Below are 2,078 nucleotides of genomic sequence, written 5' to 3'. Positions count from 1 at the left end.
AGTTAGGCGGATTGCCTGCTTCCAGCAACAACACAGTTGTTTTACCGTCTTCTGTTAGACGATTGGCGACAACACAGCCAGCCGAACCGGCACCAATGACAATATAATCGTATTGATTCATAACATCCTCACTTGTGTTTTGGTATCAGCTATTTTTGCACTTTAAATAAAGTCAGTTTGTTAGTTTTTTTGTATAAAAGTTCATGTTTTTGGGCTTTTCTCTGTCTTCTTAACTTTCAATCGTACAAGCTAGCAACATGAGCATTGGGGCGCTCACACTTTATAAGGTAGAGATGGTAAGACTTTAGCTGTTTCGGGAAATGTCTAATTAATATCTTATTGTACTACGCGATAAATTTAGCAGTCCTATCATCTAATCCTGAAGCAACGGTAAAAACGTTCTGCAAATTTAAGCTGCAAGCAATGATTCACTCTAGAATACAAGTATGCAATCAACTCAAACTCAACTCTTGCGACTGTCGCAAGGACAACTCAACCTACTAGAACGTTGTCCCCGTCAATTTCAACACACCTACCTAGAGCAACTCCATTCTCCCTTAGATCCAGAACATGAGGAACGGCAAACTTTAGGAAGCCGCTTTCACCTGCTAATGCAGCAGCGAGAAATGGGTTTACCTATTGATACTTTCCTACAACAGGATGCTCAACTGCAACGCTGGATGTCAGCTTTCGCGAATGCAGCACCAGAAATTTTAAACTCTATTCCCAATAGCCAAACTTTTCGTGAAAGCGAACACTACCGTACTCTGCAAGTTCAAGACTATTTGCTTACGGTTATTTATGATTTAGTAATTGCTGATAACCAGCAAGCACAAATTCTTGACTGGAAAACTTATCCCAAACCATCTCAAAAACGCAAGTTGGAACAAAACTGGCAGACGCGTCTTTACCTGTATGTTTTAGCTGAAACGAGTAATTATCTGCCAGAGAATATTTCTATGACTTACTGGTTTGTCCAACCCGAAGGTAAACCGCAAAGCGTTAAATTTAGCTACAACACCACCGGACACCAACAAACAGCAAAAAAACTTAACCAGCTTTTAAGTCGATTCACAAATTGGATGGAACATTACTACCAAGGAGAACTATTTCCACAAGAACCAGAAGGTAGCAAAGCCTGCGACTACTGCCAGTATACAACACGGTGCAATAGACAAAGCCATGCTCAAGACATAAACTCACCTACTATTCCTGGGCAGATATCTTCTACAAATTCTACAATAGTAGAGACGAACCTACTGAATATAGCTAGCATTCAAGAAGTCAGTCTGTAAATGACAGATAACTTTTTGATTATTATTTTATGCATTTTGATGAAAATGATGCGGTTTATGTCCGCGAAATACGAATAGATGACATAGCCCCTGTTTATCACTTGGGTGAAGAGTTATTTACCAGCGATTCATATCCTTATTTATATCGTTGCTGGGATGAGTGGGAAGTTATAGGACTTTACAACACTGATCCAGAATACTGTCTTGTTGCGGAAGTTGATGCAGAACTGGCAGGATTCGTTTTAGGAACTATTATTACTAAAGCAAGCTGGACTTACGGATACATTCTGTGGCTAGGAGTCAGTCCGAAATTCCAGCGTCGCGGTGTGGCAGACAAGCTGGTTGATAGAGCTATTGCACGTATGATTGAAGATGGGGCGCGGTTCATGCTGGTAGACACTGATCCGGCAAATACTCCCGCCGTGAAGTTTTTCAACCGTAAGGGTTTTGGCAATGTTCGTCAACATGTTTTCTTGTCGATGAATTTAAGCAAGCACGATTACTATGGCAGACTTATTGATTATGAACATCAAAAAGCTGAAAGGGCAGGTTACAGACGTTCTCGTCCTGCGATGCGTCCTCGCAAGTCGGATGCAGTTGCAAGTGAAGTCGTGCTGAATACTTTGGTGAGTGAACCTCAAATTTCGGAGGAAGAAGCACCAGTTTAACAGTTATCAGTTATCAGTCGTTTACTGTTCACTGTTAAGCGCGCTGACTTTGTTAGTTTACCCTAGTGGGAACGGCCACGCCTTACGGTGAGTCCAGCGCTGCGGGAGGGTCTCC

At 41.8% G+C, this 2,078-nt stretch carries 3 protein-coding genes; 2 read left to right on the top strand and 1 reads right to left on the bottom strand.

What is annotated here, in order from left to right; translation table 11 throughout:
* On the bottom strand, positions 1-121 hold a 121-nt coding region (locus AC5590_RS25870), incomplete at its 3' end, for an NAD(P)-binding protein (RefSeq protein WP_169268969.1).
* 325 nt (positions 122-446) lie between these two features.
* Here AC5590_RS25870 and AC5590_RS25865 point away from each other — a divergent pair.
* Positions 447-1,295 (top strand): PD-(D/E)XK nuclease family protein, encoded by an 849-nt coding sequence (locus AC5590_RS25865; RefSeq protein WP_169268968.1) that lies wholly within the window; start codon positions 447-449, stop codon positions 1,293-1,295.
* Positions 1,296-1,324: 29 nt separating this feature from the next.
* Complete coding sequence (locus tag AC5590_RS25860) at positions 1,325-1,963, top strand: GNAT family N-acetyltransferase (RefSeq protein ID WP_169268967.1); 639 nt, start codon at positions 1,325-1,327, stop codon at positions 1,961-1,963.
* Positions 1,964-2,078: the final 115 nt, after the last annotated feature.

Origin of the sequence: Brasilonema octagenarum UFV-OR1, from assembly GCF_963888615.1 — a bacterium.
In the GTDB taxonomy this organism is placed as follows: Bacteria; Cyanobacteriota; Cyanobacteriia; order Cyanobacteriales; family Nostocaceae; genus Brasilonema; species Brasilonema sennae.
The sequence above is the reverse complement of the archived record's forward strand: the minus strand, read 5'-3'. Positions and strand labels throughout refer to the sequence as shown.